Below are 23,857 nucleotides of genomic sequence, written 5' to 3'. Positions count from 1 at the left end.
AACCAATACCAACCATCAAGCATTAATACCGATAGACGCTGGCTTTTCCTTCGCATAGGTTGATTGCCCCATCCCAGCCGGAGGCAGCCATGGCAACCTTTCCCGCGATCGCCTGCGCCGCCACAGCAGCAGCCGGTTGGCTGTTGATGTTGATCTACGCGCAACACCACATCCTTTAAAACGACGCCCAATCTTTGCTGTTTAAGCGAGTGCTTTAGTTCGCTGGCAGGGTTGGCTGATCTTGAAAATCAGGCTGCTTCTCCAGGGCTTCTTGCTCCCAGCGACCTGTCGTTGTGGCCATGATCACTGCGGCAATCGCGAAGATCACCAAGGCCAAAACGGAAAACGCCCCGTAGGGAGTCCGCCGAGTCATGGCGCTGAAGTCACGAAGTTGGTGGTGGGCAAGCCTTGTTTTGAGGCCACCGCCACAAACACCACAGCTGGCTCCTCACCAATGTTTTCAACGGTGTGGGGGCCACCCTGATCGCTTTCCACAAATGCCTGGCCAGGTCCAAACGTGTTGACCTGATCACCCCTTGTATGGCGGATCTGACCTTGTGAGACGTAGGCGATCAACGGCGCAGGATGGGTGTGCAGGGGAACACTTCCGCCAACAGGGAATTCCACGCGCAACAGGCGCAATTCAGCCTCTCCCTCTGGATAGGTGAATGTTTTGCCGCTCAACCCAGTGGTGGTTTGCAGGATTGGCTTGATTTGCAACTCCTTGGATGCTGATGCGGCGTCGCTCTGGGCCGCTGGTTTGTTCTGATCAAACGACGCACAGCCGCCGAGCCCCAAGCCAATGGCTACCAGGCCAGGCGCTGCCACCGAAACCAGCTTGAACATGCAGCCGCTGAGCATTGGATGCATCCATCAAAGGTCCACTGACCTCTCAGCAGCAAGGTGTTCGCAATCGAGCTAAAGCAGGGGCAGAACCTTGAAGGTCATGCTCGCTGATCTTTTGCGCATCATCCTGGCGTTCTTTCTGCCGCCGCTGGCTGTTGCCACCCAGGTAGGCGTTCAAGCCAGTGCGTTTTGGCTGAACCTGATCTTCTGGCTGCTCAGCTTTGGCGGCCTGGGTTTGCCGGTCCTAGCGATCATGTGGCCCGTGGCTGTGATCCACGCGCTCTACATCATCATCACGCGCAAATAACTCAGCAGCTTTTGGTTAATCGGCGGGTGCGCCGAAAATGCTCCATTTCATCAACGCCAATGCGGCAATCCTCTGCCCGATCAGCGGGCTGATCGGGCTCCTCAGCTTGTTGAGCCACAACACCAGAGGCCCAGAGAGAGAGCATCACGGCAATCGCCAACCAAGAGCAGGGCTTCATCGACGGCGTCTCCCTTGCCCTCTCATGACCATCGACTGAGAGGTCATACCGGTCCTAGCTCGAGTGCCTGAGAAGCCACAAGCTAGGTTGATGGGCTCTAGTGCAACAGGAATGGCCACAGACAAAGAGCTGATCAAAGAGGCGGGCCAAGAGCTCTGGAACACCGTCAAGAAGCTGCGTCCTGGCCTGCCAAAAGAAGCTCGCTCCCAGCTGGTGCTCAAAGCTCTGCTGACCATTGGCGATCTCCCCGATCAACTGCAAGCGTCGATGGTGCTTGGAAAAATTGCTGATCAGGAGCCCGATGAGGCGCCTGAGAAAGAAGGCGCCAAAAGCTGACACCGCTCAATCATCAGAAGGCATCAGCTGATGCCGGTTGCAGTTAGCGGGCTGGGGCCTCGAGGTGAAGGCACTTCCAGCCCTACCGGTGACACCCCAGCTCCTGCTCCCTGGGGCAACTCCGGTGATTTCAGCTTGTCGGCGCTTTGAGCAGCGAGCTGTGTCAGCTCTTACTTTCCAACAAAGTCAGCGCCGCCCGTAAGGGCGTCTTGCTCCAAATTGGCAACAAGATCAGTCAAAGAATGGAGCTCAGCGATCTGAGCTCCAACTGAAACCATCCCCTGACTGAAATCTTCTGGCTGCACAAGTTGCAGAGACGGTTGTGATGCCATGTCCTGAGGCAGGGATTGGTTCATCACTGACGCGAACACATTCACTGTGTTTTAAGGCAAGTTGCTATTGGCATCAACGCCAAAGGATCAATCGTCAAACAGGCGACAACCCAGAGCATTGGGGCGTTCAGCGCACTCTTTCTCCCAAAACTGGTCATGGGATTCATGCGCCAGATCATGCAGAGGACGTGGCCTGGAACCCATTGGAGTCACCAAAGGTGCCAACGGATTCACCACACAAGCCATGGCATTCATCACTGTCTTTCTCCCGGCTACTTCCGGTCTAAATCGTTCCTAGGCAGGCGCCATAGGGACAAACACTCCAAATCACTGCTCAAACGGGTTGGGCGAGCCATTCGCCAAGGCTGCAACGCGACTGCTGGGCTGAGCTGGTGATTTCAATGATGCGGCCGCAAGCTTCTGGCTCGTCCAAAGCATCCAGACACACCTGAGCCACCAGACGCCTGGGAATGCTGCTGCTTGATTGTTGATCAGCGCCACTAAAGACAACCCCTTCCTGCCCACTGCGGCTGTCGTCTTCACTGAGGCCGCCAGGCCGAATCACCGTCCAATCCAGTCCGCTCTGCTCAAGCCAGCGCTCACCAAGCCGCTTCCAGAGCAAGATCAACCCGAACAAATTGAGCGGATGCCGCCAGCGCCCAGCGCAGAGCGAACTGACCAACACAACCCGAGACAGACCAACCGCTGCGCAGGCCTTGAGCTGAGAGCGCACTCCAAAGGCATCCACCTGCAGCGGACCCGCCAAATTGATCGACGGGCGTGCACCGGTGGCAATCACCAGGGCGCAGCAGCCATTGAAGGCATGGTGCAACGCCTCAGCAGTGTTGAGCTCAAGCCTGAACACCTGCAAACGGCCCTGTCGCTCGGCTTCAGCAAGCGGCGGCGGCATGACTGAGTTGGGCCGCACGATCGCCCGCACAACCAACCCACGCTGCAGGGCTTCATCAACAACCCGCCAGCCGGTTTTACCGGACGCACCTGAAACGGCGATTGGCCCCATGGGAACAGCTTCTCCAGTCAGTCCTAGTCAACCGCGTCCCTCACGCCAGCGGCGGCCTGGCGGCAAGCAACCTGATGCGCCTTGGCCATGGCTGGATCGTTTTGACAGAGGCGATGCCAACTCGCCTGGGTGAAGCACTGGGGCAAGATCGCTCGGCAAGCGATTTGCGCATCATCCGGCAAGAAGCGGATGCCATCAGCGCGGGCCAGCAACGCCAATGGCACCACCATCGCCAACGCCATCACGCAGCGGAGATAGCCCATGGCCGCAAACCTCAAACCACCACCAATGTGGCTGGTCTGGAAAAACCCTGAAGGCAGAGAAATATCGGCTCACAGCTGCACACACTTCAGTTGTGAGCTGACATTCAATGCGCATGGGCTGGATGCAAAACCTGTGGCGCCGCGACCTCTACGCCCGCATGGCCCGTCTGTACCGGTTGGGGCAGCCCGACACCAAGCGCATTGCAAGGCTGCGGGCTTTCGGCATGTCGCAACGCCAGATCGCCAACAACTTGGGCCTTAAGCCTGAGCTGGTGAACAAAAGCGTCGGCCGCTACTACTCCTGAGCGACCAGCTGCCATAAACGCAGCCATGCCAAGACTCGGGTCATGCTGATCAGACCCAGGCCAATACAGATGGGGCAATGCAGTGGTCCCACGCCCCCATCATCACGGCATCAACCGAGAATCCAGCTCACTGCTGTTGAGCTGTCATGGAATGGGAAAGGGGGTGATGACGTGTCCACCCCAGTCCATCGTTGCGCAAAAGATTTTTTGCTGGCGTAACAGAAAAGTCCAGATTCGACTTTCCCCTCAGGGGCTTTTCACGCAACCCTGATCTGCCGCTTCAGCTGCTGACCAGCGATTGGGGCAACGATGAAGAGATGTCAGAGATCACTTACCAGAAGCTGTTGGCAGCGTGGCGCTTTGAAGTGGTGCGCACGCAAGGCGGGGTCTTGTTCATCGGGCCCAATCACTTTTTCAGCCTGCCCCATGAACCACGCACCAAGGCTGAGCGCAAAATTGCGATCGCCCACATCCGGGCTCTTTGCAAGCTCTAAGCCGAAAGACCGATGCGGCGCAGCTGCTGTGATGACACACGCAGCTGCCTGAGGAAAAACACACTGGCCACGATCACGCTCAACATGGCGAATGCAAACAAGGGGGCCAAGGTCAAGGTGAGATCAATCGCTGGACTCACCAAGCTGATGAAGATGATGAAGATCACCAACGCGATCAACATGATGGCGCTGGTCAGCAAGGTGATGGCTCGAGTCGAGAGCGAAACCCGATGGCGAAGCACACTTTTTTCATATTCGACATCATCAGGAGGGATGAGCACATCCCGGTTCTCTGCTGAGAGCTCCCGATAGCGATCAATGATGCGTTGGCGCGTTGCGGTGATGCCATTGATCAAGTTGCTAATCGCCACCAGCAGAAATGCCGGGGCCATTGAGATCTGAATCGCCATGCTCAGATCGACCGAGGGATGATTCACCGCACACGACAACCCAATACCGTCAACGTGGCTCGTCCACGATCTAGGTGTTTCGACCAGGTGCCGCTGTGTGAAGCGGTCCCACTAGGTATTCATCACGACTGTTTTTTCCTCTCAGCCTCGTCATAACAGGTGCACCAAGGGAGCGTCGAACCTTTGGTACTCCGACAAGTGGGCTACGAGGCGGGACTGGGAAACCCGCCTTTTTTTATGCCAAAGCCTGCGGCAGTTTGAGCTCTGCGCGCCACTCACTCAAGGGCCGTTGCCAGCCGTCCTCGAGCTTGTAGCCCACCACACATTCAGCCTTTAAGCCCATCTCAAAACCGCGGCTGATGGCATGCAAGAGCGCCTCCAGCGGCTGGTCATCTTGAAGCGTTTTGAGCATCCCACCAAAAATCAACAGCACAGCCAATGGCGATCGATTCTGCGCCAGGTTGAAGGCCTGCAAACCAATTTCGCCCACTCCATCAACCCCAAAACCGGTCAACACATGAACGATGTCGTGGGTTTCTTTGAGGCGATGGACGATGAAGTCTTGGTCGTTGGTAATCGGCGCCGGGTCAATCAAGGTTTCTGGCGTGATGCCCTGAGCTTTGAGCTGCGAGGCGTAGCACTGCCCCAAGCTCCCGGCTGGTAGCTGTTCCAGTGCATCAAGGTCGATGGCGGCAGGCCGCCACTGCTCCTCAATCATGGCGGCGATGCCTGGCTCACTGAGCATGTGGCGCATCATTTGAGCCGCCATGGGACTGCCCTGAACGCTGGCCGCCACCGCGTAAACGCTCTGCAAATCATCTGGATGCTGCAGAAATTGACCCAGCCCCTTCAGCATCCGCAGCGACTGGAGGCGCTCCTTGAGGTTGAACAGCACAGAGACCGACGTCAGTACGACCCAACCCCTAGCAATGAACTGGCCATGGCAAAGCCCTTGGAACGCAGTAGAACGAAACCGGTGGAAACTGGAACCGATGCGAGGTGCTCTGATCGCGCTCAGCCTGGGGGCCGGACTTGGGCTGCTGAGTGCTTGCAGCAACACAGCCGAAGCCGAATCCAAAACAGCCTGGTGCGCGCTGTTTCGTGAAGGAGACAACAGCGCCGAACTCCCCGAGCCGGTGCCATGCCAATTCAGCCAGAAGCAGGGGGATGTGACCATCAGCATCGATGGGCAGCGCTATGACTTTGCCGCCAGCGAGCAGGGCAAGACGTACCAACGCGACAATCACACCCTGGGGATTGGCTTTAGCCGCCAAGACGATTTCACGCTCGTCGTTTTCTGGGAGGATCCACGCCAGCAGTAATTACGGTTTTGTCAGCACATGCTGAAGCTGTGCTGAGCACTGCAGATCAACAACTCAAAACTGACCAGAATTTGACCCAATAAGCCAGGTCGATGATGTCAGAGAGTGCCGAATTACTCGACCATTTATTAGAAGCAGTTGGCGCGGTTGCTTGCTCAGCGCAATCCCCGACCCATCGCGCCGCAGCCCACAAAGCCATGGGCGAAGCCCTGCAGATCTTGCAATCGGCCCCGATTGCTGCGCTTAATGGCATTCAAGCTCAACACTCAGCTCAGCCCTCTGAACTCGAGGGGGGCTGGCACATCGGCGTTGTCGAGAGATCTCCCAAGCAAGCCATGGCAGGAACCCACACAAAGCAGGCGCAGCCTTAAGCGTTCCAACCAGCTTGTCGGGATGCGGCAACAAAGGGGCATGTCTGTCGCTGTTGCAACAACTCAAACGCTTTTGTCAACAAAAATTAGTACAGAAGCCACTGAATTCATGCAGCCGAGCATTGCACTCTCTCTGAATCAGCATCTTGAGCTTGAGCAGAGCCGCCGACACCTTGACGGCATTGATGACCTGCAACGCTTAAAAGATATGGCCAAAGAGTTCTTGCTGAACTGGCAGCTTGAGCGCGCTGAAAGCAAGCGCATCATTCAAGAAGAGCTGAGCCCCCAGAGCCTCTCACTCTGAGCACAGATCGCCAAGAAAAAAGGGTGAGTTCCCAAAGGCCCCACCCTCTTTTTTGGTGTTGTGCTGGAGCTACCCAACTGTTGATTTGTAGGTCAGCGCACGGCGGGTAAAGGTGTTAAGGACAACCGTTTCAGCAAAAACACCAACTTGATGGCGCAGGTGATGTGCCGTTGGCTTAATTTTCTTTTCAACAGTTGAAATTGTGTAGGGCATCCAGGCCATCACCCCACAGCCTCCATACGTTGAGATCGAGTGATCGGCGTGCGCCCTTGTTGTCACCAAGCACCATTGCAACGGATCGCGCCACTTGGGTGATACGCGCCAAACGGGAAGCCGTGCGTCGCCATGGCGATCGCTGGGGGCTGGCCCATGACCGCACCACGATCAAACTTCTCTTCCGCTGGGACATCCTCAGCCGCGAAGAGCGGGATTTAGCCCTGCGTGAGCTCAGCGAAGAACTGCACAGCAAATGCCAAGCCAATCCAGGCATGGGCAAATTTCGCTTCTACTGAGCGTTCACCGACAACACGATCAGCACCACCACAACGGCGCCCATCACCAGGGCCACTTGCCAGGTTTCTGAATCGCCGTTCATTCCATCCCCAGTTGCCACTCCATCCATAGCAGTGCCAACTGATGTAGCTCCATTGGGGGATGCCAATGGCGATCAACTGCCCCTTAATAAGGAAGTGTCTAGCCATTGGCTCAACCTGTTGGACCAAGCCAAGAATCCTCAAAGCAGCTTCAGCAGCCAGCAGCTTGCAAGCTGGGGACTCTTACGCCAAGCCCGGCGCGAGGCCGCCATCGATGATTGCCTCCACAGCATTCCGCCGCCGCCAGCTGAGCAGCTCAAGGCCATGCTGGAGCAGTGGTGCCAACAGCAGCGGATCGACTCCCCGCAAACCCTGCAGCGCTGGCAACAACAACAAGGGCTGAGCCCAGAGCAATGGCAGCAGTTTGTGGCCCGCCGTTGGCGCTGGCTGTTGTGGTGCGAGCAAAACCTGCAAGCCAAGCTCAACAGCCACTACCTCGAACGCAAAAGTCAGCTGGATCAGGTGAGTTATTCCCTCCTGCGCGTGAAAGACCAGCACCTGGCCAATGAATTACATCTGCGCATCAAAGAAGGCGAAGCCAGCTTTGAAGAGATTGCCTCGGAGTATTCCGAGGGCCCTGAACGCCAGCAGGGGGGCCGGCTTGGACCGGTGCCCTTGAGCCAACCCCACCCGATGCTCGCCAAGCTGCTGCAAGTCAGCACACCAGGCCAGCTCTGGCCAGCCAAACAGCTCGAAGACTGGTGGATTGTGGTGCGACTGGAGGAGTTGCATTGCACTGAGCTCACCGACTCGCTCAAGCAACGCCTGCTCTTTGAGCTCGGCGATCAGCACCTAGAAGAGCAACTGTCGGCTGCCAAAAGCCAAGGCCAGGCCTAGATTTTTCCCATGCTTAGCCAGCAGCCACAGCCCAAATCCAATGGCTGGCAAGCGCTCCCCGGCGTCAGCCAAGAGATGCTGCAGCCGCTGCGGCTCAGCCCGGGCCAAGCGCTGCACGATCGCGATCATCTACCGCCAGGTGTGCTGCTGATCGAACAAGGCGACATGCGCTTGCTGGGCTTGGATCAACGCAAAGAAGCCTTCACCCTGCAGCGTTTTGGCAGCGGCGAGATCGTTGGCGGCGAGCTGCTGTTAAGGGGCATCAATGGGTTAACGCTGACAGCAGCCACCGCCGTGGAAGGGTCGTTGCTGCCGGCCGAACGGTTTTTTCAACTCCTCGATCGCCAGCCAGAGCATCTACGTCAGTTCTGCTCTCTCAGTGCATGGGAACTATGGGCAGCCGCAGCCAGCCGGCAAGATCCCCGCTACCCCACAGCCCAAGAACTGCTGCGTTGGGCACGACAAGCATGCGAATTGAGTGATCAACCCATTCGCCTGCTGGCTCCTGGCTCCCATGAACTCGGCCTAAGCGACGGCTCCTGGTTGGTGAGCAGCGACAACATCGAAGGCGAAACCCTTGGCACGGTGCTGCAAAGCCCATGCCGCCTGGAGGTGCTCGGACGTTTGCCGGCCAGGCTGCTCCCGCTGCCGAGCCATTGGCCCCCGCAACGCCAACTTGAGCCACTGGAGGACCCGCTCACAGCGCCAGCCGAGAAGAGCATCACGACGACAGCTCCACCAACCCCGCAGGTTCAAAGGGAAGCCCTTGAGGATTGGTATGGGCGGCTGCATAACGACGGCAGCTACCCGCAGCAGAACGGCAAAGGGCCAGTCGAGGAACCCTTGGCCTGCTTGCGAATGCTGGCGCGCCACTTCGATTTGCCCTTTCGGCGCGATGTGCTCAGCCGAATCCTCAATGACCAGCTCAAACGCAGTGGCCAAGGTGCCTTACCCCTACAAGCGGTGGCAGCCATCTGCGATCTGCTTGGCCTGCGCACCACAGGCCTGCAACCCAACAGCGCTGATCTCCTGACGCGATTGCCCTTTCCGGCAATCACCCTGCTCAACGGTCATCCCTTGGTGCTGTGGCAAGCCCGCCAACAGCAATTGTTGATTGGTGATCCAGTCGCGGGTCAGCGCTGGATCGATGCCGCTGAGCTGCTTGAGCAAAGCGCTGGCGAGCAGCTGCCGGTGTTGTGCCTGGAGCGCAGTGCCAGCACACCGAAAGCGCGCTTTGGCTTCAGCTGGTTCGTGCCAGCCATCCAAAAGCACCGCAATGCTCTGCTGCAGGTGGTGATCACCAGCTTTTTCGTGCAGCTGTTGGGCCTGTTCAACCCGCTGCTGATTCAACAGATCATCGATGCGGTGATCAGCCAAGGGAACTACTCCAGCCTCAATGTGCTGGGCACCTTGCTGGTGGCCATGGCCTTGGCCCAGGCGCTTCTTGGTTCGCTGCGCACCTACCTCTTCTCCGACACCACCAACCGGATCGACATCTCCCTCGGGGCGACGATCATCCATCACCTGTTGCGGCTGCCGCTGGGTTACTTCGCCAAACGGCCCGTTGGTGAAGTCAGCAGCCGAATTGCCGAACTGGAAAAGATCCGCAGCTTCCTCACCGGCACGGCCCTCACCGTGTTGCTCGATGCGGTCTTTTCGGTGGTCTACATCGCCGTGATGCTGCTGTATTCGGTGCCACTCACCTTTGCGGCACTGGGCGTCTTGCCGTTGTTTGTGGGGCTCACCATGGGGGTGGCGCCCATCATCCGCCGGCAGTTGCGCCAGCAAGCTGAAGCCAATGCACGGGTGCAGAGCCATCTGGTGGAAACCCTCTCGGGCATGGAGACGGTGAAAGGGCAGGGCATGGAACTCCCCAGTGAATGGCGCTGGGAGCAGCTCTATGGCGGTCAGATCGAAGCCGGTTTCCGCAACACCATCACCAGCACAGCGGCCGGCTCAGCCAACCAATTCCTGGGTCAAGTCTCGGGACTGATCGTGATTTGGTTTGGAGCCATGTTGGTGCTCGAGGGCAAGATGACCTTGGGCCAATTGATCGCGTTCCGCATCCTCTCGGGCTACGTCACCAGCCCACTGCTGCGTCTGGCCAGCCTCTGGCAAAACTTCCAGGAAACGGCACTTTCGCTCGAACGACTCTCCGACATCGTCGATCACCGCGAAGAAATTGAAATTGCAGGCGAAAACCTGCCGCCCATTCCTCCCCTGCAAGGAGCAATCAGCTACGAGGGCGTGAACTTTCGCTTTGGCAGCAGCGGGCCCTTGCAGCTGCTCAACGTGAATTTTGAGATTCCGGCTGGCAGTTTCATCGGAATCGTGGGCAGCAGCGGTTCAGGCAAAAGCACCCTGCTCAAATTGCTGACCCGCCTCTTCGATCCACTGGAGGGCACCATCCGCATCGATGGCTACGACATCGCCAAGGTGGACCTGTATTCCCTTCGCAGCCAAGTGGGTGTGGTGCCCCAGGACAGCCTGTTGTTTGATGGCACGGTGCAAGCCAACATCGCCTTGACCAGGCCTGATGCCAGCTTCGAAGAGATCACCGGTGCCGCCCAAGTGGCCTGCGCCCACGATTTCATCCAAGCCTTGCCCGGGGGCTATTCCAGCTCTGTAGGCGAGCGAGGTTCAGCCCTCTCCGGCGGCCAACGGCAACGCATGGCCATTGCGCGAATGGTGCTGAAGCGGCCCAGGCTTTTGGTGCTGGATGAGGCCACCAGCGCCCTTGATGTCGACACCGAGCAACAGGTGACCCGCAACCTGGCGGAGGTGTACCGCGGCAGCACCGTGCTGTTCATCACCCATCGCCTAGGCAGCCTGCGCCATGCCGATCGAATTTTGGTGATGCACCAAGGCAGCTTGGTGGAGCAGGGCAGCCACAGTGACTTGATGAAATTAGGAGGCCGCTACGCCACCCTGTATCGGCAGCAGGAGGCGGGGCAGTGATGAACGGCTCCAACAACGACAACAACAAAGACGACAACAGTGCATTGGTGCCCTTAGCGCATCAAGAAGTCCGCTACCGCGCTGCGCCCACGTGGACCAGGGCCCTGCAGTGGGCCATCGTCGGCTGCATCGGCTTTGGGTTTATCTACGCGGTCGTTGCCCGCATTGATGAGGTGGTCATCGCCCGCGGTGAACTCAAAGGTATGGGAGCCGAGCGGCCCATCAAAGCTCCTGTCTCTGGGGTCGTCAGTGGCATCCCAGTCACCGAGGGGGAGCTCGTCACCCCGGGCCAGGTGTTGATCCAGTTCGACCCTGAGGTGAACACCGAGCGGCTGCGCTCCCTAGGGCGTCAAAAAGAGCTGGAGAGCAGGCGCCTCAAGGAAGAAATTCAAGCCTTTGAAGCGCGGGAAGACAGCCTGCAGGCCAAGCTCAACAGCTTGCAAATGACCTTGAAGGTCGAGGCCTCCATCGTCGATCGCATGGCTGGGCTGGTGAGCCAAGGTGCGATTGCCGAGGTGCAGTATCTGCAGCAAAAAAATCGACTCCAAGAGCTGCAATCAGAAATTGCGCAAACCGAAGCCACCCTGCGTGAGGTGCAGGCCGAGTCGATCAAAAGCAAACAGCAGATCCAACGCGAACTGGCTGATCTCGAGCGTCAGTTGGTGGAAACCAACAAATCCCAGGAGTACGAATCCCTACGTGCTCCGGTCAAGGGCTATGTGTTTGATCTGATCGTTGCCAGTCCGGGCTATGCCGCCAGTAGCGGCGAAACCCTGCTCAAGATCGTTCCTGAGGGAATGCTGGAAGCCAGTGTGTTTGTCACCAATGCCGATGTGGGGTTCTTGAGGCCCAAGATGCCGGCCCAAGTCCGCGTCGATGCCTATCCCTTCACCCAATACGGCGATATTCCTGGCGAACTCAAACGCGTCGGCAAACAATCGCTCGAGCCCGATCAACAAAACCCCGAACCCCGTTTCCCCGCCCAAGTGGTGCTGAAGCGTCAATACCTGGAAAAACGCGGCAAACTCTTCCCCGTGTCCGCCGGTCAAAGCGTGTCGGTGAACTTCATCGTGCGCGACAAGCCCGTGATCAGCCTGCTCACCGATTCGGTCGAGAAAGCCTTTGATGCCCTGCGCGGGATCAAAACCGATCAACCCTGAACCATGAAACGACTTCTCCTTGCAGCTCTGGTGAACGTGGCGTGGATCGGCGCCAGTTGGGCAGCTCCAGCCGACCTGCAGCTCAAACGCACCAGCGCCACCTACCCCAATGGTGATCCGATCTGGCAGTTGCAGCTGGTGGAAGCCGGGCGCGTGCTCCAGAGCTGGCAGGCCGTGGCCAGTGCTAAGGCGCATCAAAACCTCGACCGGCGCTGGTCGCCCGGCAATGGCTCACCCCTACCCAAGGGCAGCTACCGCCTCGGACAACCGGAACCCTGGGGGCAAGACCTCTGGATGCAACTGGATCCCCTGTTCCCCACCAGCCGCTCCGCGCTGGGGATCCACAACTGCTACCCGGGCGTGGGTTGCATCTGCATTCCCGATCGTCAAACGCTCAATAGCCTTGCCGATGCTGTGCGTCGCTACAACGTCGATCGGCTCACCGTTGTGAACTGAGCCCAACAGAGATCCGTTGTGACCCACTCCGCTCTGAGCCTGCTGCAGCTGTGGTGCCGTGAACGCAGCAGCAATGGAGACATCGTGCTGGGACTCTGCGCCCCACCGGGAAGCGGCAAAAGTCATCTCAGCCGGCAGATCGGCTCGGGTGTGGTCGCGGTCTCCATCGATGATCTCTACTGGCCGCAGCCCAAGCTGCAACAACACCAACGGGGCCTGCCCGGTAGCCATGACGTGCCTCGCCTGGCCCAACTGATCGATGAGTTCCGCGCACAAGGCCAAACCTTGGTGCCCCGGTTCGACAAGACCTTGGCCGGAGGGGCTGGAGATCGGGTGGATGATCAACCCCATCAAGGGGATCAACTGCTTTTGGAAGGCTGGTGCATTGGCGCTCGAGGCCTGCCATCACTGCGGGACTACCAAGCGATTTGGCGGCGACTCGATGCGTTGTTGGTGCTGGTTCCGCCCACCCACAACCACGTGCTCCGCTGGCGCTTGCAAGCTGAAGCACGCCAGCGGCGCCGAGGCGGCGGGGCGCTGCATGCCCATGCCGTGACGCGGATGGTCCAGAGCTTTTATTCAGCCTTGCCGCCAGAGCGTTGTTTCCAGCCACTGCTGGACAGCCCGCAGTTGCCGACCTGGAGCCTGAGGTTGGACCACCGCCGCCGGCCGATTGGTTCGATCCAACCCTGCCAAATAGGGGTGAGCTCAGATCCCTGAGGGGACTGATTTATTCGTCATCAAATCCCTGGTAGGGCTCGTATTCACTCCAACCCGGGCTGGCCTCATCATCGAGCCCGTAACGGGCATCGATGTCATCGGTGAGTGTGTTGCCGGTGGGCTCGGTGTTGCAGGTAATGCTGCCATCAGGCCCTGAGGTGCAGCCGGTGAAATCAATGCCGGCCTGAGCTGGCCCAGCAGCTGCCAGCAAAAGGAGCACGCCAAGTCCCACAATGTGGCGCACTTGAGCTGATCCAAACACCGCCATGTACACCGACTGGACCGCCGTCATCCTGCTGCTCTTCACCGCGGTACCACTGGCCATCGTGGTGGCAGTCACCGCTTTCTTCATTTGGCGGCAAAAGACGAAGCGCTGAGCATTTCAGCGGGAACCGTCACAGGCTCTTGGTCATGGACAGCGACGGTCCCCACACCCATGCAAACCAGGCAGGTGCGGTAGGAATCGCAACCCTGGCGGAGCATTCCACTCCCCCCACAAGCGGTGCAAGTTTCTTGCTTGGTGTGCTTGGCGGGGGAGCCCATGGAGACACGAGTCTTATTGATTCCAGTGTGAATAATTCCGGGCCCAATGATCCCGAACACTTCCTTAAGAAATGCGGCGGAAGTGAGCACAATTACTGCTTTGGTATCAACCGACTTCCTTCCGGGGTGATCGGCGTGAAGTTGCGGCACTTCAGCTCAGCCAGCAACTCCTCTGCATTGAGCTCAGCGCCCGCAGGGAGCCAGCCCAGCTGGGCCGCCCATTGGCCAATGAGCCCCTCCGCGCGACCCCCAAGGCAACGCCACCGCTCAAGGCCTTCTGATCCATCGCGTTTGGCCAGCCGCTGGCCGGCCTGATCACGCAGCAACGGCACATGCCAGTAGCTCGGAGGCGCGCAACCCAGCAGCTGCATCAACGCCACTTGCGGCCCGGTCGTGACCCACAGGTCGTCACCACGGACCACATCGGTGATGCCCAGCCAAAGCTCATCGGCTGCCGTGGCCAGGTGATACGCCAAAAAGCCATCAGCGCGCCGCAGCACCACATCACCAACCTCACTGAGCCCATCCAAGTGGCTGCTCACCTGGCCTTGTTCAGGCCAGTGCAAACGGCCTGCCGGAAGCCGCAAACGCCAGCTGGGCAGTCGCCCCTTGCGGGCACCCCAATCAGGGGCAAGGCCGCGGCAGGTTCCTGGATACAAGGGCCAAGCACCGTGGGGCGCTGACACATCAGCCAACATGCGCCGGCTGCAATGGCAGGGGTACAAGCAGCCTTGGCTCCTAAGAGCCGACAGCAACGAGTGATACAGCCCGCGCCGCTCGCTCTGGCGAATCACAGGGCCATCCCAAAGCAAGCCCAACCACTGCAAATCAGCGATCGTCTGCGCCTCCGCCCCAGGCCGGTTGCGGGGGGTATCGAGATCATCGATGCGCAAGAGCCATTCGGCTCCAGTCAGCCGAGCTGATAACCACGACAGCAAGGCCGTGCGCAGGTTGCCCAGATGCAAAGGCCCACTGGGGGTGGGCGCGAAGCGAGCGCGCCGATGAAGCCTGCGGCGCTGCTGAGCATTAAAAAGCGCCTCCTGCAGGTGGGCAGGAAGCGCTTCGAGCAGAGGGGTCGTACCCAGAGCGATCAGCCCTGCACGCGATCTTTGAACATCTTGCCGGCGGTGAAGGCGGGAACCTTCTTGGCGGGGATGGCGATCTTTTCGCCGGTCTTGGGGTTCAGGCCCTGACGAGCAGAACGCTCACGGGATTCAAAGGAGCCGAAACCAAGGATGGAAACTTTTTTGCCTTCAACGACGGAATCGATGATGGTTTCAATGGCAGCGTCAACCACCTGGGAGACGTCGGTTTTGGTCAGCTCGGTACGAGCTGCAACCAGGTTGACCAGATCAGCTTTGTTCATCGGAGGGGGTTGCCCGCTGCGAGGGGTAGGAACGCGCCAACTGTATGGAGCACTTTTCGAGAACGCAACTAACCAACCCAGCCTTTGCAATGGGTTTGAGCGGTTGATTGCTCAGTTGCGAGCGATCAATGTATCGATGGCGACACTGCCGCGCTCAACAAGCTTGGCGCCGCGCAACACGCCAAGCCCTGCGGCGCAAGCGATCTGGGCAGGTTGCCCCGCATCCAGCCAGGTCCTCAGCCGCCCCACACTGCGCTGCTGGCGGGTGGAATGAAAGGTGCTGTCGCCAATTCGCATTTCGACATCCTCGAGGCCACGCGGCCACAGCAAACGTCCGCAGAACAACACATCCCGCCTCCCTTGGGACCAATGCAAACAGCAGGATCCAGGGGTTGGCCCCGGCGTCCAGAGCAGCTGCAAGCCCGGCTCAAGCTCCCGCTGCTCCCCAAAGCTGTGGCGCTGCTGCAGCGTGGGCAACAGATAAGCCTCCTGCTCTTGCACCAGCACAGGCCACCCCAGCTGTTCCTGTAAACGCCGGCAGCGGCCATGGCCTTGGCGATGGGTGAGCACGATCCAGCCGCGGGGCTGTTGCTGCAGCCAGCTCAGATGCTCATCACTGAGCAGCGGCACATCCACGAGCACCGAAGCGCCACTTTGGCTGTGCAACAGCCAGGCCGTACCGCCGTCGCTGTCGCGACTGGGGGGAAATGCCCACAGACCAGAACCCAGCGCTGCGATACCCATCCCATCCATTTCACGCCATCCTCTGAATAGGCACGCGCACAGGAACAGCCCAGCCATGGCGGTGAGCATCGGCAAGCCATGGCCCCTGGGCAGCTCACTGGTAGGCGGTGGCGTGAACTTTTCGGTGGCAGCGCCTGAGGCCACCAAGGTGGAGCTGCTGCTGTTTGCAAGCGGCAGTGCCAACGAGCCCAATCAAATCATTGAGCTCACTCCGCGTCACCGCAGCGGTGACTACTGGCACGTTGAGGTTCAGGGCGTTGGCATTGGCTGCTGCTACGGCTACCGGGTGCACGGCCCGGTGAGCGCAGCAGGGCGTGGCTTCCACCCCACCAAAGTGCTGCTGGATCCCTGCGCCCGCGCCATCAGCGGCTGGGATGTCTACGACCGGGGCTTAGCCACCGGCGATCACGACAACAGCGCCCATTGCCTCAAAGCGGTGGTCACGGAACGCGATCACTTTGATTTCAACAGCCACCCGCGCCCGCGGCACGACTGGCGTGAAACGGTGATCTACGAGCTGCATCCCGGCGGCTTTAGCCGCGACCTGAGCAGCCCCGCCAGCCCTGAGCACCGGGGCACCTTCTTGGGGCTGATCGATGCGCTGCCCTATTTGCAGAGCTTGGGCATCACCGCCATTGAGCTGTTGCCATCGATGGCCTTTGATCCCGCTGATGCCCCCGATGGCCGCCAAAACTATTGGGGCTACAGCCCCCTGAGTTGGTTTGCACCGCACCACGGCTACGTCTGCGGGGATGAGCCACTCGCCGGCCGGCAGCAGCTGCGTCAGCTCGTTGCCGCCTGCCACGACCACGGCCTCGAGGTGTTCGTTGATGTGGTGTACAACCACACCACCGAAGGCAGTAGCCAGGGGCCCTGCCTGAGCTGGCGGGGCTTTGCCGATCGCCTCTACTACCACCAAAGCGCCGACGGCATCTATCAAGACGTCTCTGGCTGCGGCAACAGCATTGCCGCCAACCATCCATTGGCGGTGCAGCTGATTATCGAATCGATGCGCTGCTGGGCCCTGGAGCTGGGCATCGATGGCTTCCGCTTTGATCTGGGGGCTGCCCTCACACGCGGAGCGGGTCTCACACCACTGGATCAGCCCCCCCTGTTTGAGGCGATGGAAAGCGATCCAGAACTGGCCGACATCAAGCTGGTGGGAGAGCCCTGGGACTGCGGCGGCCTCTACCGGCTGGCGGACTTCCCCGCCCAGCGCGTGGGCACGTGGAACGGTCGCTTCCGCGACGACCTCCGGCGGTTTTGGAAAGGCGATGACAACACCTCCTGGGCCATGGCCCAGCGGCTAATCGCCAGCCCGGATCTCTATGGCGGCGAGCCGGCAGCAGCAGGCAAGAGCATTCACTTCGTCACCGCCCATGACGGCTTCACCCTCAACGATCTGGTCAGCTACAACGGCAAGCACAACCTCGCCAATGGCGAAGACAACCGCGACGGCGACTCCCACAACAACAGCTGGAACCACGGCGTGGAAGGCCCCAGCACCGACCCGGCTATCAACACCTTGAGGCAACGGCAGATGCGCAACATGCTCTGCACCCTGCTGCTCTCAGCTGGAACGCCGATGTTGCTGATGGGTGATGAAGTGCACCGCAGCCAGGGAGGCAACAACAACTGCTGGTGCCAGAACAACCCCCTGGGCTGGATGCATTGGCAGCCCGACGATGACGGCTTAGCGCTGAAGCTGTTTGTGCAACGGCTGCTGCGCTTGCGCCAGCAACTGCTGCCTTGGCTCGACCCCGAAAGGCCCACCAACCTCAGCCATCAATGGCACGGGGTGGACATTGACAAGCCCGATTGGGCGAGCTGGTCCCACTGCTTGGCCTGGAGCATCAACAGCCCAACGCAAGGTCCACGGCTGTGGTGCGGCATGAATGCCTACTACAAGGCCATGCATTTCGACCTGCCGCCAACGGCAAGCGGTTGGCAGCGGGTTATCGACACCGGACTGCCGGCCGATGAAGACCTGCCGGCGCAGCCCCCGGGCTGGCGACCACCATCGGCGCCCCTGGAGAGCCGCAGCTTGATGCTGCTGGTGGCCAGCGACATTGAGCTGAAGCTCTAAGACGAGGAAGCGGGCGGCGGGAATCGAACCCGCATCATCAGCTTGGAAGGCTGAGGTTTTACCACTAAACTACGCCCGCAGCAGTACAAACGTATCAACCCATAAAGGGCTGGCGCTTGGGCTGAGCTGTTTTGCATTATGGCGGTCGACTTGCCCACTTTTCTCTTGTGACCGCCTCTGCTGCCCCCCTGGCTGGCTCCCGGCGGCGCTTGATGATTGGCTACGGCCTCGGCGATGCCGGCACTGGCCTGGCGGCCACAACGCTGGGTTTTTACCTCTTTGCTTTCTTCACCTGTGCCGCGGGGCTGCCGGCGTTCATCGCTGGCTCGCTGTTGATGGTGATCAAAGTCTGGGATGCCATCAATGACCCCCTGATTGGCTGGCTCAGCGACCACACCAAAACACGATGGGGGCCGAGGCTCCCCTGGATGCTCGGCGCTGCTGTGCCGCTTGGGCTGAGCCTGGCTGCCCTCTGGTGGGTGCCACCCGGCGGCGTGGCCCAACGCACCATCTACTACGTGGTGATGGCGATCCTGCTGATGACCGCCTACACCAGCGTCAACCTGCCCTACGCGGCGCTATCCACCGAGCTCACCACCGAGAAGCGGATCCGTACTCGCCTCAATGCCGCCCGCTTTACCGGGTCCATCCTGTCTGGATTGAGTGGCTTAATCGTGGCGTCGCTGGTGCTCAACCAAGGAGCAGCTGGCTACCTGCTGATGGGGCGCATCACCGGCAGCATCGCCGCTGTGTCCACCCTGCTCTGCTGTTGGGGCTTAGCGCCCTTTGCCAAGAAAGCTCAACGACCCAGCGGCCAAAGCGAGCCCTTACGCCTGCAACTCCAGCGCATTCGCGGCAATGGGCGCTTCCTGCGGGTGCTGGGGCTCTATCTGCTGCTCTGGTTTGGGCTGCAGCTCATGCAGGTGGTGGCCCTCATCTACCTGGTGCAGGTGATGCGGGTTCCGCCTGAGCTCTCCACCTGGATCCTGCTGCCGTTTCAGCTCAGCGCCCTGGTGGGGCTGCAGCTCTGGAGCCTGCTGGCCAATCGGCTCGGCCGGGTGATCACGTTGCGCTGGGGCGCGGCCCTATGGATCGTGGCCTGCATCCTTTCCATGCTGCTGCCGCCCTTAGGGGATGACGCCAGCGGCCTAGACATGGCACCGCTGGTGGGGTTGATCGTGTTGGTGGGCCTCGGGGCCTCCACCGCCTATTTGATCCCCTGGTCGTTGCTACCCGATGCCATCGACGCTGATCCCAGCAAGCCAGCTGGGCTTTACACCGCTTGGATGGTCTTCAGCCAGAAGTTGGTCATTGGCTTCTCGATGCAGCTGTTTGGCGTGCTGCTATCGCTATCGGGCTACATCTCCGCCAGCAGCTGCAGCGGAGCCTTGAGCTACATCGCGCAGCCCACCTCAGCGCTGATCACCATTCGCGTTTGCATGGGCCTGATCCCCGCGGTGTTGGTGGTGTTGGGCCTGGTGGTGATGCGGGATTGGCCAAGCAGCGTGCCAACGCGCTCAGAAGTGACACACTGAGCCGCGATGGCACTTCGCACCCCTCGCTGGCTTCGCCGCCTCGGCAGCAGCTGCCTGATTGGCGGCCAGGCGTTAGCGGCCGCCGCTCGCGGTCGCGTTCCGATTGGCGAGCTCAGCGAAAACCTGATGGAAGCGGGGCCCTCCAGCTTTTTGGTGGTGCTGATCATCGGCATGGCCGCCGGCACGGTGTTCAACATCCAAGTGGCCGCTGAACTCACCAAGCAGGGAGCTGGCTCAACGGTGGGCGGCATCTTGGCCTTGGGCTTGGCCCGGGAAATCGCCCCACTGCTCACCGCCATGTTGCTGACCGGCAAGGTGGCCACCGCCTATGCCGCTTCACTCGGGACCATGAAGGTCACCGAGCAGATTGATGCCATCACCATGCTGCGCACCGACCCGGTGGAATACCTGGTGGTGCCAAGGGTGATCGCCATGCTGGTGATGTCGCCCGTGCAATGCCTGCTGTTTTTCGGCATTGGCATGTGGTCGGGCATGCTCAGCAGCTCGATGCTCTACAGAATTCCGCCACCGGTGTTCTGGAGCTCAATGCGCACCTGGATGCAACCCAGTGATGTGCCATCGATGCTGCTTAAGGCCACCGTGTTTGGCCTGGAGATCGCGATCATTGCCTGCGGCTGGGGACTCACCACCCGAGGCGGCCCCAAGGAAGTGGGCACCAGCACCACCGGTGCTGTGGTGATGATTTTGCTGACCATCGCCATCACCGATGTGATCCTCACCCAGGTGCTCTATGGCTGATACGGAACTCCAACCCCGCTTCTGGGTGCCCTTGGGTGTAGTCGGATTGGGTCTGGCCTGCGGCCTGCTCAGCTGGATTGCCGCAGCCGTGGTGGTGCTGTTTGGCTGTTTTTTGATGCTGCAAACCGCGCTGCTCAGGCTGCGCTTTGAGGCCGAAGCGCTGGTGGTCACCCGCAGCGGCACGGAGATTCGCCGCTTCCCATACAGCGACTGGATGGGCTGGCAAGTGTTTTGGCCAATGGTGCCGGTGCTCTTCTATTTCCGTGAAGTGAAGAGCATCCACTTCCTGCCGATGCTGTTTGACGCCAACGCCTTGAACGAACAGCTCACGACGCGGATCGGTCCCAGCGGAACACGTTCAAAAGAGGCTGCACCACCAGCTGACGCCCCCCACGAATGAAGCGGAACTGGGCCAAACGCCCTTCCACCTCGCAATAGCCCTGCCACTCGCCTTTGCGTTTGATCTCCTTGAGGCTGATCACCTGGGCCTGACCGCCAAGCACACGACTGAGCTTGCGCCTAACTAGGCGCTGCATCGAGGGGGAGATCCCCTGAGGCATGAGCTCACGGCGACGGAAATAGGTCATAGAGGGGCTCAGCCCTGCTTTGGCAGAGCCCCACAATCTCTTCGTGTTCTCGGTGCCCATCAGCGCCGCTGTCACACTGCAGTGAGGAACACATCGCGCAGTGGAAAGCACCCCAGCGCCGGAACCGAGCTGGCAGCAACTGGCCCTGCAAGAACTGCAGCAGCAACGCCAGTCCCTGGAAGGGGAAATCAAAGAGCTGGAGCAACGCCGCGATCAACTCCAGGCGGAGATCAGCAGCCACTTCACCGGCCAAGCCGATGGCCTCAGTCGCCGCGTCAAGGGCTTTCAGGACTACCTGCAGGGGGCCCTGGTGGATCTGGCCCGCAGCGTGGAGCAACTGGAACTGGTGCCGGAAACCCTGGCGGTGCAGCCCTCACCGTTGGACCAACAGCAGCAACAGGAGGCTGCCAAAGCCAGCGAAGAGGAGCCAGCCCCCGCGCCGGTCAGTGCCAGCGGCCTGTTTGCCGGTGAAACCACATTGATCACCGAACGTCTCGCGGCCTTTCGCGACAACCCTGATTTCCATGCCGATGCCTGGCAATTGCGCCGCAGCCTCGATCAGAGCGGCTACGACTTGCTCAGCGACTGGTTCCTCTCCCAAGGAGGCCGTGGCGCCCAACCCAGCGGTGGTAGCCGCAGCCGCAATGTGCTGGTCACCGCTGCTGCAGTGAGCCTGCTGGGTGATCTCTACGGCGAGCGGTTTCAAACCCTGGTGTTGGCTGGCGCACCCGAGCGCCTTGGCGACTGGCGCCGCGGCCTGCAAGACGGGCTTGGCCTCAGCCGCGAAGACTTTGGACCCAACAGCGGGGTGGTGCTGTTCGAGCGCCCCGATGCCCTGATCGAGCGGGCTGACCGGCTGGAAGAACAAGGGGAGCTGCCGTTCATCGTGGTGGATGCAGCCGAGCGCGCTGTTGAAACAGCGATCCTGCAATTCCCGCTGTGGCTGGTGTTCGCCGCTGATCCTCAAGAGTTGGCCTACGAGGAGGAGCTGCTTTGAACCCATTGGCAATTCTGGTGGTGCCGTTGGGCTATCTGCTCGGCAGTTTCCCCAGCGGCTATCTCGCCGGACGATGGTGCGCTGGCGTCGACATCCGCCAACTGGGATCAGGATCCACCGGCGCCACCAATGTGCTCAGGCAGGTGGGCAAAGGGCCTGCCCTGGTGGTGTTTCTCGTGGATGTGTTCAAAGGCAGCGCCGCGGTGATCCTGGCCAGAGCCCTGCTAGGGGCCGGTGCCTACAGCTGGTTGGTGGCCGCCGGGCTGGCGGCACTGGCGGGCCACATCTGGCCGATCTGGCTGGGAGGCAAAGGCGGCAAGGCCGTCGCCACGGGCTTTGGCATGCTGCTGGGCCTGGTGCCTGCCGTCGGCTTGGCCTGCCTAGGCGTCTTCCTCACCAGCCTGGCGCTGAGCCGCATCGTCTCGATCAGCAGCGTGCTGGCAGCGGCCGCCTTGCCGCTCTTGATGGCTGGTGCTGGAGCACCAGGGGCCTACCTCGGCCTGGGTGTTGTGGCCGCGGTGATGGTGATTTGGCGGCACCGCAGCAACCTGAGCAGGCTCCTCAAAGGCGAAGAGCCGCGGCTGGGGCAAAAGGACTAACCGAGTTCGCGGCTGCGGTCAGCCGCACGCACCACCGCCTCCATCAACGCCGAACGCAACTGCGATTGCTCCAGCACGCGGATACCGGCGATCGTGGCGCCCGCCGGACTGCTGACCATGTCTTTGAGTTCTCCGGGGTGCAGGTCCTGCTCAAACAACAAGGCAGCCGTTCCCGCGAGTGTGCGATGGGCCAGGTGATGGGCACGGGCGCGAGGCAATCCGGCGGCAACGGCTCCATCGGCGAGTGCTTCGGCCACCAACGCCACAAAAGCCGGACCTGATGAGGTCAAGGCCAGAAATGCAGGCAGCTGACTCTCGGGCAGTTCGAGCACCTCCCCCACCGCGGCAAACAAGGTCTGCACGCGCTGCTGCTGCTCAGCGCTCACCCCATCAGCAAACGCCAACCCCACCAGACCCTGCCTCACCAACGCAGGCGTGTTGGGCACGGTGCGCACCACCCGCCAACCCGGAAAGCAATCCTGCAAGCGCTCTGAGCTCACTCCAGCCAACACAGAGATGAGCAGCGGAGGCTCGGCTCGGCTCGCTGCAGCAGCGGCAATCGCCGATCGGCCTCCCAATTGCTCTACTAAGCCATCGAGCTGCTGCGGCTTGAGGGCCAACAACAACTCCGAAACAGCCAAACAAGCGCTTGGGTCGGTGTGGACCGGACAATCAAAGCGCTGACGCAACGCTTGCGCCGAGGACTCAGAGGCCACCGAGAGTTGCAGCTGCTCGCGTTGCAGCAAGCCAGCCTCAAGCCAAGGAGTCACAAGCGCCTGGGCCATGCGGCCCAGGCCAATCACACCAAAGCTCAATTGCGAATCAGCCGTTGATGGCATCCTGCGTGCCCCAAGCAGGGCTCGGAGCCGCCGGTGCTGTTGCTTCTTCTTCGCGTGCCATCACGCTGGGGGCAGCGGATTCTTCACTGCTAGCGGTGGTGACCGTCACACAGCTGGGGGCGAACAGGAAGATGCTTTCGCCCACACGCTCTTGGTGGCCATCGATGGCGTAGGTGCCACCAGCAACAAAGTCCACAGCGCGCTGAGCCTGGTCGGGCTCCATCATCGTCAGATTCAAGATGATGGTCTTGCGCTCGCGCAGGGCCTGGATGGTTTTGGGCATCTCATCAAAGCTGCGCGGTTCCATCACCAAAACTTCCGCAGCAGCGGAGGTGATGCCGGGCATGCCGATGACGTTGGAGCTCGCGAAGGGATCACCATCGTCGAAGCTGCCGATGGGGGCGATTGCGCCGCCGCGATCAAGCGTGGAATCGGAGGGCTCTAGGCCGTCCTCATACTCCAGCTCAGTGCCGTAGTCGTCATCGAGGTAGTCGTCACCAGCGACAACCTTCTTGAGACGAGAAAAAATGGACACCGCCGTGAGCCCCTTTGTGGTGATGTCCTTGAATAGCGTCTGCGCCAGTCAGTT

33 protein-coding genes and 1 tRNA gene are annotated in these 23,857 nt (G+C 60.4%); 18 read left to right on the top strand and 16 right to left on the bottom strand.

Annotation, left to right across the window (positions count from 1 at the left end; genetic code table 11):
- Positions 1 to 214: 214 nt before the first annotated feature.
- Together SynMINOS11_RS02600 and SynMINOS11_RS02595 are read right to left on the bottom strand one after the other, a co-directional pair.
- A complete protein-coding gene (locus SynMINOS11_RS02600; RefSeq protein ID WP_011934927.1) occupies positions 215 to 373 on the bottom strand; it encodes a hypothetical protein in 159 nt (52 codons plus the stop codon).
- Positions 370 to 846 (bottom strand): cupin domain-containing protein, encoded by a 477-nt coding sequence (locus SynMINOS11_RS02595; RefSeq protein ID WP_186549659.1) that lies wholly within the window; start codon positions 844 to 846, stop codon positions 370 to 372. The genes SynMINOS11_RS02600 and SynMINOS11_RS02595 overlap by 4 nt, the downstream gene beginning before the upstream one ends.
- 100 nt (positions 847 to 946) lie before the next feature.
- Here SynMINOS11_RS02595 and SynMINOS11_RS02590 point away from each other — a divergent pair, with 100 nt between their 5' ends.
- On the top strand, positions 947 to 1,153 hold the full coding sequence (locus SynMINOS11_RS02590; protein WP_011934925.1) for a YqaE/Pmp3 family membrane protein: 207 nt from the start codon (positions 947 to 949) through the stop codon (positions 1,151 to 1,153).
- Between the two features lies 1 nt (position 1,154).
- Here the strand turns inward: SynMINOS11_RS02590 and SynMINOS11_RS02585 are convergent, their stop codons facing one another.
- Complete coding sequence (locus tag SynMINOS11_RS02585) at positions 1,155 to 1,331, bottom strand: hypothetical protein (protein ID WP_011934924.1); 177 nt, start codon at positions 1,329 to 1,331, stop codon at positions 1,155 to 1,157.
- A gap of 111 nt (positions 1,332 to 1,442) precedes the next feature.
- Between SynMINOS11_RS02585 and SynMINOS11_RS02580 the strand changes: the two genes are divergently transcribed.
- Positions 1,443 to 1,667 carry a TIGR03894 family protein gene (locus tag SynMINOS11_RS02580; RefSeq protein ID WP_186549657.1) on the top strand — a complete coding sequence of 75 codons (225 nt, stop codon included), beginning with the start codon at positions 1,443 to 1,445 and terminating at the stop codon, positions 1,665 to 1,667.
- A gap of 666 nt (positions 1,668 to 2,333) precedes the next feature.
- Here SynMINOS11_RS02580 and SynMINOS11_RS02575 read toward each other — a convergent pair.
- On the bottom strand, positions 2,334 to 3,020 hold the full coding sequence (locus SynMINOS11_RS02575) for an SDR family oxidoreductase (protein ID WP_186549655.1): 687 nt from the start codon (positions 3,018 to 3,020) through the stop codon (positions 2,334 to 2,336).
- Between the two features lie 23 nt (positions 3,021 to 3,043).
- Positions 3,044 to 3,283: a hypothetical protein gene (locus tag SynMINOS11_RS02570; protein WP_186549653.1), complete on the bottom strand. Its 240-nt coding sequence runs from the start codon at positions 3,281 to 3,283 to the stop codon at positions 3,044 to 3,046.
- 113 nt (positions 3,284 to 3,396) lie between these two features.
- On the opposite strand from SynMINOS11_RS02570, the gene SynMINOS11_RS02565 reads away from it, so the two are divergent.
- Together SynMINOS11_RS02565 and SynMINOS11_RS02560 are read left to right on the top strand one after the other, a co-directional pair.
- Positions 3,397 to 3,588: a hypothetical protein gene (locus tag SynMINOS11_RS02565; RefSeq protein ID WP_186549651.1), complete on the top strand. Its 192-nt coding sequence runs from the start codon at positions 3,397 to 3,399 to the stop codon at positions 3,586 to 3,588.
- A 317-nt stretch (positions 3,589 to 3,905) separates the two neighbouring features.
- Entirely contained in the window at positions 3,906 to 4,082 is a 177-nt protein-coding gene (locus SynMINOS11_RS02560; protein ID WP_186549649.1) for a hypothetical protein, read from the top strand.
- Here the strand turns inward: SynMINOS11_RS02560 and SynMINOS11_RS02555 are convergent.
- Together SynMINOS11_RS02555 and SynMINOS11_RS02550 are read right to left on the bottom strand one after the other, a co-directional pair.
- On the bottom strand, positions 4,079 to 4,519 hold the full coding sequence (locus tag SynMINOS11_RS02555) for a DUF2721 domain-containing protein (protein ID WP_050815440.1): 441 nt from the start codon (positions 4,517 to 4,519) through the stop codon (positions 4,079 to 4,081). The genes SynMINOS11_RS02560 and SynMINOS11_RS02555 overlap by 4 nt on opposite strands.
- Positions 4,520 to 4,727: 208 nt before the next feature.
- On the bottom strand, positions 4,728 to 5,348 hold the full coding sequence (locus tag SynMINOS11_RS02550; protein WP_370586178.1) for a Coq4 family protein: 621 nt from the start codon (positions 5,346 to 5,348) through the stop codon (positions 4,728 to 4,730).
- A 136-nt stretch (positions 5,349 to 5,484) separates the two neighbouring features.
- Here SynMINOS11_RS02550 and SynMINOS11_RS02545 point away from each other — a divergent pair, with 136 nt between their 5' ends.
- Complete coding sequence (locus tag SynMINOS11_RS02545; protein WP_186549645.1) at positions 5,485 to 5,814, top strand: hypothetical protein; 330 nt, start codon at positions 5,485 to 5,487, stop codon at positions 5,812 to 5,814.
- A 411-nt stretch (positions 5,815 to 6,225) separates the two neighbouring features.
- Complete coding sequence (locus SynMINOS11_RS02540) at positions 6,226 to 6,489, top strand: hypothetical protein (protein WP_011934911.1); 264 nt, start codon at positions 6,226 to 6,228, stop codon at positions 6,487 to 6,489.
- A 69-nt stretch (positions 6,490 to 6,558) separates the two neighbouring features.
- Here the strand turns inward: SynMINOS11_RS02540 and SynMINOS11_RS02535 are convergent, their stop codons facing one another.
- On the bottom strand, positions 6,559 to 6,711 hold the full coding sequence (locus SynMINOS11_RS02535) for a hypothetical protein (protein ID WP_186549643.1): 153 nt from the start codon (positions 6,709 to 6,711) through the stop codon (positions 6,559 to 6,561).
- Between the two features lie 50 nt (positions 6,712 to 6,761).
- Here SynMINOS11_RS02535 and SynMINOS11_RS02530 point away from each other — a divergent pair, with 50 nt between their 5' ends.
- The 6 genes from SynMINOS11_RS02530 to SynMINOS11_RS02505 all read left to right on the top strand — a co-directional run bounded on the left by SynMINOS11_RS02530 (position 6,762) and on the right by SynMINOS11_RS02505 (position 13,213).
- Positions 6,762 to 7,001 carry a hypothetical protein gene (locus SynMINOS11_RS02530; protein ID WP_186549641.1) on the top strand — a complete coding sequence of 80 codons (240 nt, stop codon included), beginning with the start codon at positions 6,762 to 6,764 and terminating at the stop codon, positions 6,999 to 7,001.
- A gap of 201 nt (positions 7,002 to 7,202) precedes the next feature.
- Positions 7,203 to 7,919 carry a peptidylprolyl isomerase gene (locus SynMINOS11_RS02525; protein WP_043737757.1) on the top strand — a complete coding sequence of 239 codons (717 nt, stop codon included), beginning with the start codon at positions 7,203 to 7,205 and terminating at the stop codon, positions 7,917 to 7,919.
- A gap of 9 nt (positions 7,920 to 7,928) precedes the next feature.
- Positions 7,929 to 10,877, top strand: a complete 2,949-nt coding sequence (locus tag SynMINOS11_RS02520; RefSeq protein WP_186549639.1) for an ABC transporter transmembrane domain-containing protein — start codon at positions 7,929 to 7,931, stop codon at positions 10,875 to 10,877.
- On the top strand, positions 10,877 to 12,037 hold the full coding sequence (locus SynMINOS11_RS02515; protein ID WP_186549637.1) for an HlyD family efflux transporter periplasmic adaptor subunit: 1,161 nt from the start codon (positions 10,877 to 10,879) through the stop codon (positions 12,035 to 12,037). Before SynMINOS11_RS02520 ends, SynMINOS11_RS02515 begins: the two co-directional genes overlap by 1 nt.
- A gap of 3 nt (positions 12,038 to 12,040) precedes the next feature.
- A complete protein-coding gene (locus SynMINOS11_RS02510) occupies positions 12,041 to 12,493 on the top strand; it encodes a hypothetical protein (protein WP_186549635.1) in 453 nt (150 codons plus the stop codon).
- 18 nt (positions 12,494 to 12,511) lie between these two features.
- Positions 12,512 to 13,213: a hypothetical protein gene (locus SynMINOS11_RS02505; RefSeq protein ID WP_186549633.1), complete on the top strand. Its 702-nt coding sequence runs from the start codon at positions 12,512 to 12,514 to the stop codon at positions 13,211 to 13,213.
- A gap of 10 nt (positions 13,214 to 13,223) precedes the next feature.
- Here SynMINOS11_RS02505 and SynMINOS11_RS02500 read toward each other — a convergent pair whose 3' ends face one another.
- From SynMINOS11_RS02500 to SynMINOS11_RS02485, 5 genes are all read right to left on the bottom strand, one after another.
- Positions 13,224 to 13,565: a hypothetical protein gene (locus SynMINOS11_RS02500; RefSeq protein ID WP_370586177.1), complete on the bottom strand. Its 342-nt coding sequence runs from the start codon at positions 13,563 to 13,565 to the stop codon at positions 13,224 to 13,226.
- Positions 13,562 to 13,696: a hypothetical protein gene (locus tag SynMINOS11_RS12815; RefSeq protein WP_255445561.1), complete on the bottom strand. Its 135-nt coding sequence runs from the start codon at positions 13,694 to 13,696 to the stop codon at positions 13,562 to 13,564. The genes SynMINOS11_RS02500 and SynMINOS11_RS12815 overlap by 4 nt, the downstream gene beginning before the upstream one ends.
- A 152-nt stretch (positions 13,697 to 13,848) precedes the next feature.
- Complete coding sequence (gluQRS, locus tag SynMINOS11_RS02495) at positions 13,849 to 14,802, bottom strand: tRNA glutamyl-Q(34) synthetase GluQRS (protein ID WP_186550645.1); 954 nt, start codon at positions 14,800 to 14,802, stop codon at positions 13,849 to 13,851.
- 44 nt (positions 14,803 to 14,846) lie between these two features.
- Positions 14,847 to 15,122, bottom strand: a complete 276-nt coding sequence (locus SynMINOS11_RS02490; protein ID WP_011934899.1) for an HU family DNA-binding protein — start codon at positions 15,120 to 15,122, stop codon at positions 14,847 to 14,849.
- Between the two features lie 111 nt (positions 15,123 to 15,233).
- The gene (locus tag SynMINOS11_RS02485; protein WP_255445458.1) at positions 15,234 to 15,866 is read right to left on the bottom strand and encodes an MBL fold metallo-hydrolase; all 633 of its coding nucleotides are present in this window, start codon (positions 15,864 to 15,866) and stop codon (positions 15,234 to 15,236) included.
- Positions 15,867 to 15,921: 55 nt separating this feature from the next.
- Between SynMINOS11_RS02485 and SynMINOS11_RS02480 the strand changes: the two genes are divergently transcribed.
- Entirely contained in the window at positions 15,922 to 17,952 is a 2,031-nt protein-coding gene (locus SynMINOS11_RS02480; RefSeq protein ID WP_186549629.1) for a glycogen debranching protein, read from the top strand.
- An 8-nt stretch (positions 17,953 to 17,960) separates the two neighbouring features.
- On the opposite strand, the gene SynMINOS11_RS02475 is transcribed toward SynMINOS11_RS02480, so the two are convergent.
- A tRNA-Gly gene (locus tag SynMINOS11_RS02475) sits at positions 17,961 to 18,031 on the bottom strand.
- 133 nt (positions 18,032 to 18,164) lie between these two features.
- Here SynMINOS11_RS02475 and SynMINOS11_RS02470 point away from each other — a divergent pair.
- From SynMINOS11_RS02470 to plsY, 5 genes are all read left to right on the top strand, one after another.
- On the top strand, positions 18,165 to 19,487 hold the full coding sequence (locus SynMINOS11_RS02470; RefSeq protein WP_186550643.1) for an MFS transporter: 1,323 nt from the start codon (positions 18,165 to 18,167) through the stop codon (positions 19,485 to 19,487).
- A gap of 6 nt (positions 19,488 to 19,493) precedes the next feature.
- A complete protein-coding gene (locus SynMINOS11_RS02465; protein ID WP_011934895.1) occupies positions 19,494 to 20,246 on the top strand; it encodes an MlaE family ABC transporter permease in 753 nt (250 codons plus the stop codon).
- Positions 20,239 to 20,646: a DUF3119 family protein gene (locus SynMINOS11_RS02460; RefSeq protein WP_186549627.1), complete on the top strand. Its 408-nt coding sequence runs from the start codon at positions 20,239 to 20,241 to the stop codon at positions 20,644 to 20,646. The genes SynMINOS11_RS02465 and SynMINOS11_RS02460 overlap by 8 nt, the downstream gene beginning before the upstream one ends.
- A gap of 287 nt (positions 20,647 to 20,933) precedes the next feature.
- Entirely contained in the window at positions 20,934 to 21,830 is an 897-nt protein-coding gene (locus SynMINOS11_RS02455; protein ID WP_186549625.1) for a DUF3086 domain-containing protein, read from the top strand.
- The gene (gene plsY, locus SynMINOS11_RS02450; protein ID WP_186549623.1) at positions 21,827 to 22,429 is read left to right on the top strand and encodes a glycerol-3-phosphate 1-O-acyltransferase PlsY; all 603 of its coding nucleotides are present in this window, start codon (positions 21,827 to 21,829) and stop codon (positions 22,427 to 22,429) included. Before SynMINOS11_RS02455 ends, plsY begins: the two co-directional genes overlap by 4 nt.
- Here the strand turns inward: plsY and proC are convergent.
- Positions 22,426 to 23,268, bottom strand: a complete 843-nt coding sequence (proC, locus tag SynMINOS11_RS02445; protein WP_186549619.1) for a pyrroline-5-carboxylate reductase — start codon at positions 23,266 to 23,268, stop codon at positions 22,426 to 22,428. The two genes, plsY and proC, sit on opposite strands and share 4 nt — an antisense overlap.
- Positions 23,252 to 23,803, bottom strand: coding sequence for a cell division protein SepF (locus SynMINOS11_RS02440; RefSeq protein ID WP_011934888.1), 552 nt, complete (start codon positions 23,801 to 23,803; stop codon positions 23,252 to 23,254). Before SynMINOS11_RS02440 ends, proC begins: the two co-directional genes overlap by 17 nt.
- Positions 23,804 to 23,857: the final 54 nt, after the last annotated feature.

This window comes from Synechococcus sp. Minos11 (genome assembly GCF_014279855.1).
In the GTDB taxonomy this organism is placed as follows: Bacteria; Cyanobacteriota; Cyanobacteriia; order PCC-6307; family Cyanobiaceae; genus RCC307.
This window is presented reverse-complemented; position numbering and strand designations above follow the sequence as displayed.

Coding starts and splice junctions, on each gene's coding strand:
- SynMINOS11_RS02520 (WP_186549639.1), top strand. CDS start 7,929: ATGCTTAGCCAGCAGCCACAGCCCAAATCCAATGGCTGGCAAGCGCTC.
- SynMINOS11_RS02540 (WP_011934911.1), top strand. CDS start 6,226: ATGTCTGTCGCTGTTGCAACAACTCAAACGCTTTTGTCAACAAAAATT.
- SynMINOS11_RS12815 (WP_255445561.1), bottom strand. CDS start 13,696: ATGCTCCGCCAGGGTTGCGATTCCTACCGCACCTGCCTGGTTTGCATG.
- SynMINOS11_RS02580 (WP_186549657.1), top strand. CDS start 1,443: ATGGCCACAGACAAAGAGCTGATCAAAGAGGCGGGCCAAGAGCTCTGG.
- SynMINOS11_RS02600 (WP_011934927.1), bottom strand. CDS start 373: ATGACTCGGCGGACTCCCTACGGGGCGTTTTCCGTTTTGGCCTTGGTG.
- SynMINOS11_RS02510 (WP_186549635.1), top strand. CDS start 12,041: ATGAAACGACTTCTCCTTGCAGCTCTGGTGAACGTGGCGTGGATCGGC.
- SynMINOS11_RS02565 (WP_186549651.1), top strand. CDS start 3,397: ATGGGCTGGATGCAAAACCTGTGGCGCCGCGACCTCTACGCCCGCATG.
- SynMINOS11_RS02515 (WP_186549637.1), top strand. CDS start 10,877: ATGAACGGCTCCAACAACGACAACAACAAAGACGACAACAGTGCATTG.
- SynMINOS11_RS02570 (WP_186549653.1), bottom strand. CDS start 3,283: ATGGGCTATCTCCGCTGCGTGATGGCGTTGGCGATGGTGGTGCCATTG.
- SynMINOS11_RS02585 (WP_011934924.1), bottom strand. CDS start 1,331: ATGAAGCCCTGCTCTTGGTTGGCGATTGCCGTGATGCTCTCTCTCTGG.
- SynMINOS11_RS02545 (WP_186549645.1), top strand. CDS start 5,485: ATGCGAGGTGCTCTGATCGCGCTCAGCCTGGGGGCCGGACTTGGGCTG.
- SynMINOS11_RS02490 (WP_011934899.1), bottom strand. CDS start 15,122: ATGAACAAAGCTGATCTGGTCAACCTGGTTGCAGCTCGTACCGAGCTG.
- SynMINOS11_RS02595 (WP_186549659.1), bottom strand. CDS start 846: ATGTTCAAGCTGGTTTCGGTGGCAGCGCCTGGCCTGGTAGCCATTGGC.
- SynMINOS11_RS02485 (WP_255445458.1), bottom strand. CDS start 15,866: ATGGGTATCGCAGCGCTGGGTTCTGGTCTGTGGGCATTTCCCCCCAGT.
- SynMINOS11_RS02535 (WP_186549643.1), bottom strand. CDS start 6,711: ATGGCCTGGATGCCCTACACAATTTCAACTGTTGAAAAGAAAATTAAG.
- SynMINOS11_RS02460 (WP_186549627.1), top strand. CDS start 20,239: ATGGCTGATACGGAACTCCAACCCCGCTTCTGGGTGCCCTTGGGTGTA.
- SynMINOS11_RS02470 (WP_186550643.1), top strand. CDS start 18,165: ATGATTGGCTACGGCCTCGGCGATGCCGGCACTGGCCTGGCGGCCACA.
- SynMINOS11_RS02500 (WP_370586177.1), bottom strand. CDS start 13,565: ATGAAGAAAGCGGTGACTGCCACCACGATGGCCAGTGGTACCGCGGTG.
- SynMINOS11_RS02575 (WP_186549655.1), bottom strand. CDS start 3,020: ATGGGGCCAATCGCCGTTTCAGGTGCGTCCGGTAAAACCGGCTGGCGG.
- SynMINOS11_RS02550 (WP_370586178.1), bottom strand. CDS start 5,348: ATGCTGAAGGGGCTGGGTCAATTTCTGCAGCATCCAGATGATTTGCAG.
- SynMINOS11_RS02465 (WP_011934895.1), top strand. CDS start 19,494: ATGGCACTTCGCACCCCTCGCTGGCTTCGCCGCCTCGGCAGCAGCTGC.
- SynMINOS11_RS02560 (WP_186549649.1), top strand. CDS start 3,906: ATGTCAGAGATCACTTACCAGAAGCTGTTGGCAGCGTGGCGCTTTGAA.
- SynMINOS11_RS02590 (WP_011934925.1), top strand. CDS start 947: ATGCTCGCTGATCTTTTGCGCATCATCCTGGCGTTCTTTCTGCCGCCG.
- proC (WP_186549619.1), bottom strand. CDS start 23,268: ATGCCATCAACGGCTGATTCGCAATTGAGCTTTGGTGTGATTGGCCTG.
- SynMINOS11_RS02480 (WP_186549629.1), top strand. CDS start 15,922: ATGGCGGTGAGCATCGGCAAGCCATGGCCCCTGGGCAGCTCACTGGTA.